Source organism: Kineococcus glutinatus (assembly GCF_039542765.1).
GTDB lineage: Bacteria > Actinomycetota > Actinomycetes > Actinomycetales > Kineococcaceae > Kineococcus_A > Kineococcus_A glutinatus.
Map to the genome: position 1 here is coordinate 1 of NZ_BAABIL010000374.1, position 7,529 is coordinate 7,529.

Sequence of the window (7,529 nt, forward strand, 5' to 3'; positions counted from 1 at the left end):
TGAGGTCGACCTCGGGCGGTGCGAGGGGTCCGGGGGTGCGCCCGGCGCCCACCCCGGCCCCGGCCGGCACCGGGGTCGCCTCGAGCAGCAGGTCGCTCGGCCGGAGCTCGTCGGCCTCGCGGCAGGTGCCCACGTCCAGGGCCCTGATGACCTCCAGGGTCTCCTGCTGGTGGTCGTCGACGTGCTCGCCGCGGCACGCCCGGCGCGGCACGATGACCAGCTGCGGGCCGAGCTGCGCCAGGCGCATGATCGACCCCACGCCGGCGTGGGAGACCACGACGTCGGCCTCCGCGGCGATGCGGTCGAACTCCGGTGCCGACAGGTACTCGTGCACCTCGCCGGGCAGGTCGTCGCGACGGGTCTCGCCGACCTGCCAGGTGACGCTGGTGCCCTCGGGGAGCATGGCCTTGACCCGGTCGACGAGGGCGTCGAAGCGGTAGGGCTTGATGGTCCCGAGCGTGACGAACACCTTGGAGGCGCGGCGGGCGGGGGAGCGGTCCGCGGGGCGGGAGAGGGCGTCGACGACGGAGACGTCGAACCGCCACCGCCGGCCGGCCCGGGACGCGTGCTGGGTGTAGACCCGCACCCCCGGCACGAGGCTGAGGATGCGCCCGGTCAGGGAGGGGCGCTCGAAGCGCGCGACGCTCTCGACGTAGTGGGTCGGCACGCCCCTGAGCGCGGCGACGAGCAGGCCGGGGACCGCGACCGCGGCGCCGGTGCTGACGACCGCGTCGTAGTCCCCGCGGCGCAGGATGCGGTGGAAGGCGGGCAGGCAGCGCAGCACGCCGCGCAGGTCGCGCGGTGCCACGTAGGGCACGTAGCTGACGTCGCGGCCGGCGAGCAGGGACCTGCTCTGCTCGTGGTCGAAGGTGACCCACGTGGAGTCGGCGCGGGCCCCGATGAGCTCGCTGACCATCGTCAGCTCCGCCAGGTGCCCCCCGGTCGATGCGATGAGCAGCAGTTTTCTCCCGCGCGGCAGACCGACGTCGCCCATGTGTCCTCGCAAGGCAGGTTGTGAGCACGGTGCAATGTGGGTGTAACGCCTCATCAACGCTGAGTAAGGCGTTACAAGATACGCACACTTTGTTACGCAGGGTCAAATCGAGGGGCGTCCGGGTGACCGCGGACGGCGCAGCCGGCGGCACCCGCGTGACGGGCGCACCACGACCGACCCCGCGACGTGGCGCCGCACACCGCGCGCCGACACCATGGTGGTGCTCGGCCCCCCGCGCCCGGAGAGGACGGAACGGCTCATGGAGATCGCCGCCGACACGCTGCAGAAGGCCCTGCGGATCAACCTCGATCCACGCTGGTACGGCACGATCGCCGAGATCGGCGCAGGGCAGGAGGTCGCCCGCTGGTTCTTCCGGGCCGGCGGGGCCGCCGGGACCATGGCCAAGTCGATGTCCGCCTACGACATGGCCGTCAGCGACGCCGTGTACGGCAAGTCCGACCGCTACGTCTCCCTCGGCCGGCTGCAGGCCATGCTGCAGCACGAGCTGTCGCTGAACATCGAGCGCCTGTCGGAGACCCGCGGCGACGACACCTGCTTCTTCGCCTTCGCCGACACCGTCGTCGCGCGCAGCTACCGCGGCGGCAACGAGTGCCACGGCTGGATGGGTGTCAGGTTCCAGGCCCACCCGCACGACGAGCCCAGCGAGATCGTCATGCACGTGCGGATGCTCGACGACGACGCCGCCCAGCAGCAGGAGGCCCTCGGCATCGTCGGCGTCAACCTGCTGCACGCCGCGTTCTTCCAGCGCCACGAACCCGACGAGATCGTCGCCAGCCTGCTGGACCGGCTGAACACCGGCCGCATCGAGATCGACATGATCAAGTTCAAGGGCATCGAGTTCCGCAGCGTCGACAACCGCACCATGGCCCTGCAGCTCGTCCAGCTCGGCCTGTCCGGCGCCGCGATGTTCGGCTCCGACGGGGAGGTGCTCCAGCCCAGCGAGGCCCTGCGCAAGCACGCCGTCCTCGTCGAGCGCGGCAGCTTCCGCCCGCCCACGGTGGTCAACATCGACATGCTGGAGTGCGCCCGGGAGAAGTTCCAGCAGGACCCGGCGGTGGCGGGCAAACCGATCCTCACCGTCGCCGAGCTCACGATGCGCAACCTGCGCCAGGGCGGCGACAAGGTGGACCGCCGCGACTTCCTCGCCCGCGCCGACCTGCTCGGCGCCTGCGGCGTCACCGTGCTCATCTCCGACTACTACGACTACAGCCGGCTCGCGACGTACATCGCGCAGCGCACCACCGAGCGCATCGGGCTCGTCATGGGGCTGCCGAGCCTGCTGGAGATGTTCCACGAGGAGAACCACGCCCACATGCAGGGCGGGATCCTCGAGCACTTCGGGCGGCTGTTCAAGAACGACCTGAAGCTCTTCGTCTACCCCATGAAGCAGCTGCCCGACGGCGGCGTCCTCACCGTGGACGACATGAAGGTCGACGCCGAGCTGCAGCCGCTGTTCGACTACCTCTCCGGCCGGGGCAGCTTCGTCAACCTGGACAACTACCGACCCGAGTACCTGCCGATCCTCAGCCGGGACGTGTTGCGGCGCATCGCCACCGAGGACGACTCGTGGGAGTCGATGGTCCCCGTGGAGGTCGCCGCGATGATCGTCAAGCGGAACTTCTTCGGGCACCGCCGGCGGGACTGACGGCCGGGGCCGGCACCGCGCGGCGCCGGCCCCTTCAGCCCCGCGGTTCGGTCAGGACGCAGAACTCGTTGCCCTCCGGGTCGGCCAGCACCACCCACGGCCGGCGCCCCTGGCCCACGTCGGCGCGGCGGGCGCCGGCGTCGAGCAGGGCGGCGACCACGGCGTGCTGCGCGGTGCCCCGCCGCCCGGGGGTGAGCGCGCGCGGGCGCAGGTCGAGGTGCCAGCGGTTCTTCACCGCGTGCGGGCTGCGGGTGCGGACCAGCTCCAGGTACGGCCCGCCGGTGGGTGGGCGCAGCGCGACGACGTCAGCGCCCTGGCGCACCACGTCCCAGCCGGAGGCCAGCGCCCAGAACCGGCCCAGCCGCGGTGGGTCCAGCGCCTGCACGACGACGGACGCGACCGCCCCGGTGCCCTCGTACTGCGGGCGCGGGTCCAGGACGCAGAACTCGTTGCCCTCCGGGTCGGCCAGCACCTCCCAGGGCACCTGCCCCTGCCCGACGTCGGCGCGGCGGGCGCCGGCGTCGAGCAGCGCCGCCACCGTGACCCGCTGGGTGGCGACGGAGTCGGTGTCCAGGTCCAGGTGCACCCGGTTGGGGCCCCGCTTGGCGTCGGGCACCGGCACGAAGACCAGCGGCAGACCCGGCAGGCCCTCCGGCGGGGCGATCTCCACCTCGTCGTCGGCGGCCAGCACGACGCGCCAGCCGAGGGCGCGCGCCCACCAGCGGGCCAGGCCCTTCGGGTCGGCGGCGTCGACCACGACCTGGCTGAGCTCACCGCGGGCGTCGGTGGGCACGCGGCCTCCTCAGGCGCCGCGACCGGTCTGCTGCTGCAGCTCCTCGATGAGCTTGGAGGCGTCCGCCTTCGTCAGCTCCGCCGGCAGCTCGCGCCCCGCCTCGCGGGCCAGGGTCTCCAGGTAGCTGCGCTGCGGGCCGGTCATCGGCTCGTCGCCGGTGGCCCAGTCGTCGGGGTCCTTCTCGGCGCTGCGGCTGTCGCCGCCGGTGGTGGGGGTGCTCGTCCCGTCCGTCGTGCCCTGGCCGGTCGTGCCCTGCTTGGTCGTGTCCTGGTCGGGGGTGTCCTGGTCGGTGGCCTCGGTCATGGCCGCGACGCTACGGCGCGGCTCCGACAGCCGCCCGCCGAGCGCGCGCGGCGGCGCCGGTGGGTGCCTCAGACGCCGTTGCACGAGTCGGGAACCGGTAGGTGCTTGGCGCGGATGAGGATGACGGCCGACGGGGCCAGGGCGGTGATCGTGCAGGTGGTGTGGTCATGGCGCAGGGCCAGGTGCTAGAAGGACAGCAGCCAGCTGATGCTGCGTTCGACGACCCGGCGATGACGCCCCGGCGATGACGCCCCAGGCGTTGGGAGGACTCCACCCCGACCCGTAGCCGAGCTCTTGAGGCAGCCTCGTCCAGCCGGTCCGGTGGTCAGCGCGGAGGCGATGCCCTCGATGGCAGCTCGGTCATCACGGCGCGGGCGCCCTGCCCGCTCCGGGGCCCTCCGCTTGCGGGGAGTGCTGCCGGTGGTCGCGTCGGGATGAGCGGTTCGATCAGCGCCCACGGCTCATCGCTGATCAGCTCGCGCCGAGCAGGGGGTGTCGTCGTTGAGATCCCACCAGCCCGCGCCCGCTCCGGTCGTGATCACCAGAGCCGCGGAAGCGCTCCTGCAACGGCATCCCAACGGGGCGCTGGCCGGACCGGAGAAGCTGCAACTGGAAAGGCGTGCGATCACCGTCCGGGCGGTCGCACGAGAAGCCGGCGCACCCCGGGCCCGCCTTTGCACCGACGACCGGCTCCGCACCGGGATCGATCAAGCGCGCCGACACGCGGCACCTGCACCTCGCCGACCTCGACCACGTGCCGACGTCCGAGCCTCCTCCGCAGGCTGGAGCAGGCGCACGCCCGCATCCGCCAACGTGAGGCCGACAACGAAACGCTTCGCGAAGAACTCGCTTGCGCGCTGGGTCAGGCGCACTGCTCTCGTCGACCCGGTGCCCGACAACTCCGTTGGACGACGGGGTCGACGGGGTTTCGCGGACGGGTGTGCTGATGGCGCGTGACAACCGGCGGCTCCTGCTTCAGGAGTCGGGAATCCAAACTTCGAGTGCCTCCTGCTCAGGGTTGTCCGCATCAACCTTCTGGACTTGCAATTTCCGGAGATGCTGCTGGAGTTCAAGTCCGCCCTGCACCTCGTAGACCGTGACACCCAAACGAGCAGCGATCTGTTCCGCGGTCGCGCGCAATCGTCGCCCGGGGGCCCATCGGACCAGGTGCTCGAGGTTCTCGGCGATTGAGCGAAAATTCGAGTAGTCGTTCTCCTCCCGATACCCACCACGCCGATCGTCCGGATTGTTGGCAACGAGTGCTGCAGCAGTGGGCCGCGCATTGGGTGTCAACACCGTCCCGCCATCACCGTCCTCGGCCAGGAGAACTCCTAACCGCGTCAGTGCGTCCAGGAAGTCTCCCAGCACCTCCAAGCGTTTCGTGCGTGCCATCTCGGCGACTCGGTCCAGGCGACCTCGCTGACGGACACGCTCCTGCTCCTGGCTCTCGTACCACGATTCAGGCGGCCCAGCCTGACGGACCAGCGGGGTTCCCTCGTGAGGAATGAGCGGGATGTCGGCGGGGTCAGAACTGGACCATGCCTCAATGCGGCGCTCGGCGATCCAGGGCAACGCCTGCTCCAGCAGGTGATCACGAGAAGTCGGGCCCTCCTGGTGGTGAACGGCCAGCTGCAGCTCGCGGAATCCGGGAGTCTGGTACAGGTAGTGGTGCCACCCGGCCCGGGCCCACCCCAGGGCTACCTCCCACGCCGCCATCGTCTGTGGCTCATGAACTTCACGCTTGGCGATGGACCGCGGCCCCCCCGCCATCGCGTCGAGGTCGTCCGGATCGGGGAAGAACTGGAAGAGCCATTCTTCCGGTTCCAGTCCTTCATCGGCGAAGTCGCTGTATCCGTAGCGGTGCCGCCCTCGTGCGTGAATCAGCACTCGCGCGCGCTCCAGGCCGACGGCGCCCAGGCGCACACCGGTCCCCTCAAACCCTGCGACCTCCAACCCTGGACCATCGGGAATGGCCTCGAAGGGCACCTCGTCGACGTCTTCCCAACCGGCGACGGGTGCAGGGCGGCCATCCCAGCGCTCAACCGTGACATCGAGGGTGGCGTACTTCGTGCCGCAATAGGCCGACACCCACCCCCGTCCTGACGTAGCGAAGTTTCCGGGGAAGTCGCCGGCGTCCTGGCTGACGTAAAGGATCGCGAAGTCCGTCGACAGCGTCGTCCGGACGGAGTCGATCATGCGTGCCACGGGTGCGCTCCGGAGGTCATCAGGGGTACTCCAGTCTGACACTCGGGATCGGAGCTCGACGAGCAGGCATGTGCCCGTTCACCTGGCCGGCGCAGGGCAACCTCGAACGACGTCATCCGGTGCCGTCGACTACAGGTGCCTTCGACGTGGGCGTGCAGGTCAGACCCGGACTGATCTGCTGATGCCCGAGATGACGGGGGACCACGCCTGGCGCCTGTACCGACGACGCCGCGCCGCCACCGAGCACGTCCTGGCGCGGTCGAAGGACCGGCAAGCCCTGCGGCAGTGCCGTCGCCGAGGCTCGGCCGTCGCAGCGATCATCACCGCGGTCGCCGTGCTCTGCAACGCCCACCAAGCCGACCCACGGCTCAGCTCCTAGGCTCCCCGGCGTGGCCCGGTACTTCGACGTGCACCCGCACGACCCGCAGCCGCGCAGCGTCGCGCAGGTCGTGGCGATGCTGCGCGACGACGCCGTCATCGCCTACCCCACGGACTCCTGCTACGCGCTGGGCTGCCGGGTCGGCAACCGCGAGGGGGCCGAGCGCATCCGGCGGACCAGGCACCTGCCCGACGGGCACCACTTCACGCTCGTCTGCGCCGACTTCGCCCAGCTCGGCGAGCTCGTCGACTTCGACAACGCCGCCTTCCGCGCGGTGAAGGCCGCCACCCCGGGGCCGTACACGTTCGTCCTGCCCGCGACGAAGGAGGTGCCGCGGCGCCTCGCGCACCCGAGGAAGCGCACCGTCGGGGTGCGCATCCCCGACCACCCCGTCGCCCGGGCGCTGGTGCGGGAGCTGGGGGAGCCGCTGCTGTCGACCACGCTGCTGCTGCCCGGGCACGAGCTGCCGCCCACCGACGGCTGGGCCGTGAAGGAGGAGCTCGACCACGTCGTGGACGCCGTCGTGGACGCCGGTGACTGCGGCACCGAGCCCACCACGGTGGTGGACCTGTCCTCCGGCGCCGCCGAGGTGGTCCGCGTCGGGGCGGGGGACCCGGCCCGGTTCGGGTAGGGCCCCTCGACGGGGTCCTCCTCGACGGGTGTCCCGGGCTCCGGCGGGCTCAGGCCGGGACCGGCCGGCGCCGGGGCGTCGCCTCCTGCAGGGACAGGCCGGCGATGGAGTCGCACAGGTGCGGCAGGGACTCCAGCACCTGCTCGGCGACCTCCAGGGGCAGCGGGCCGGGGGCGAGGACGGAGACCGTCAGGCGACCGCGGGTGCTGGGCCCCTGGGACACGAAGGCGCCGGGCATGTGCAGCGCGATGCCCTGCAGGAAGCCGTTGAGGTCGTGGATGCCGATCGGCTTGGTGGTCTCGATCGCCAGGACGGTCTTCATCGTGCTCCTCGGCCAGTCGTGCGGCAGCTGCTGTCGGGCTCTCCTTCCCGACATCGACGCGACCGCTGCCCGACCGCAGCGGTGGGGCGCAGGTCGCCCTGTTCGGGCCAAGTGATCGCGCACACGGGTGGCGCCGGGTGCGGGGCCCTCACCGGGCGCGCGCCCGCCCCGGCAGCGCTGCGGTGGCGGATGAGGAGGGTCTCGTACGCCCCGTCGGTGGTGGAGGAACCCTCGGC

The 7,529-nt window shown here is 71.5% G+C and carries 7 protein-coding genes and 1 pseudogene; 2 read left to right on the plus strand and 6 right to left on the minus strand.

Annotated elements, in window-relative coordinates; translation table 11 throughout:
- On the minus strand, positions 1 to 994 hold a 994-nt coding region (locus ABEB16_RS13865), incomplete at its 3' end, for a glycosyltransferase (RefSeq protein ID WP_345712832.1).
- Between the two features lie 259 nt (positions 995 to 1,253).
- Here ABEB16_RS13865 and ABEB16_RS13870 point away from each other — a divergent pair.
- Entirely contained in the window at positions 1,254 to 2,660 is a 1,407-nt protein-coding gene (locus ABEB16_RS13870) for a TonB-dependent receptor (protein WP_345712833.1), read from the plus strand.
- A 34-nt stretch (positions 2,661 to 2,694) separates the two neighbouring features.
- On the opposite strand, the gene ABEB16_RS13875 is transcribed toward ABEB16_RS13870, so the two are convergent.
- From ABEB16_RS13875 to ABEB16_RS13890, 4 genes and pseudogenes are all read right to left on the minus strand, one after another.
- Positions 2,695 to 3,453, minus strand: coding sequence for a VOC family protein (locus tag ABEB16_RS13875; protein ID WP_345712834.1), 759 nt, complete (start codon positions 3,451 to 3,453; stop codon positions 2,695 to 2,697).
- Between the two features lie 9 nt (positions 3,454 to 3,462).
- Positions 3,463 to 3,756: a DUF3072 domain-containing protein gene (locus tag ABEB16_RS13880; protein ID WP_345712835.1), complete on the minus strand. Its 294-nt coding sequence runs from the start codon at positions 3,754 to 3,756 to the stop codon at positions 3,463 to 3,465.
- A 267-nt stretch (positions 3,757 to 4,023) separates the two neighbouring features.
- Positions 4,024 to 4,264: pseudogene (locus tag ABEB16_RS13885) on the minus strand (transposase); the annotation flags it as partial.
- 467 nt (positions 4,265 to 4,731) lie between these two features.
- Positions 4,732 to 5,961: a hypothetical protein gene (locus ABEB16_RS13890; RefSeq protein WP_345712836.1), complete on the minus strand. Its 1,230-nt coding sequence runs from the start codon at positions 5,959 to 5,961 to the stop codon at positions 4,732 to 4,734.
- Positions 5,962 to 6,350: 389 nt separating this feature from the next.
- On the opposite strand from ABEB16_RS13890, the gene ABEB16_RS13895 reads away from it, so the two are divergent.
- Positions 6,351 to 6,971 carry an L-threonylcarbamoyladenylate synthase gene (locus ABEB16_RS13895; protein ID WP_345712837.1) on the plus strand — a complete coding sequence of 207 codons (621 nt, stop codon included), beginning with the start codon at positions 6,351 to 6,353 and terminating at the stop codon, positions 6,969 to 6,971.
- Positions 6,972 to 7,020: 49 nt separating this feature from the next.
- Here the strand turns inward: ABEB16_RS13895 and ABEB16_RS13900 are convergent, their stop codons facing one another.
- Positions 7,021 to 7,293, minus strand: a complete 273-nt coding sequence (locus ABEB16_RS13900) for a hypothetical protein (protein WP_345712838.1) — start codon at positions 7,291 to 7,293, stop codon at positions 7,021 to 7,023.
- Between the last annotated feature and the right edge of the window lie 236 nt (positions 7,294 to 7,529).

Bases quoted from the DNA above. Each gene is read 5' to 3' on its own strand.
- ABEB16_RS13870 (WP_345712833.1), top strand. From the start codon at position 1,254: ATGGAGATCGCCGCCGACACGCTGCAGAAGGCCCTGCGGATCAACCTC.
- ABEB16_RS13880 (WP_345712835.1), bottom strand. From the start codon at position 3,756: ATGACCGAGGCCACCGACCAGGACACCCCCGACCAGGACACGACCAAG.
- ABEB16_RS13900 (WP_345712838.1), bottom strand. From the start codon at position 7,293: ATGAAGACCGTCCTGGCGATCGAGACCACCAAGCCGATCGGCATCCAC.